At 48.5% G+C, this 268-nt stretch carries 1 protein-coding gene; it reads left to right on the top strand.

Annotated elements, in window-relative coordinates; translation table 11 throughout:
• The coding region (locus tag HBA93_RS21405; RefSeq protein WP_286202122.1) for an ABC transporter substrate-binding protein at positions 1-268 on the top strand (268 nt) is incomplete at both ends.

Below are 268 nucleotides of genomic sequence, written 5' to 3'. Positions count from 1 at the left end.
CGACATCGGATCGCACACTGGTTGCATGGATTTTTGGCGGATTGGTGCGCTTTGCTCCGGGGAGTACCGACCCTTCAACGATTGAGCCTGATCTTGCTGAAAAATGGGAACATTCAGCAGATAAAATGGAATGGACGTTCCATTTACGCAAAGGCGTGCAGTTTCAGCAGGGATATGGCGAGGTTACAGCAGATGATGTCGTTTTCTCGCTCAATAAAGCAGGCAAGCCAGAAACATCAGCTTTTGCAACCGATTATGCTGCACTGAA

Origin of the sequence: Ochrobactrum sp. SFR4 (assembly GCF_019730395.1) — a bacterium.
Lineage (GTDB): Bacteria > Pseudomonadota > Alphaproteobacteria > Rhizobiales > Rhizobiaceae > Pseudochrobactrum.
This window is presented reverse-complemented; position numbering and strand designations above follow the sequence as displayed.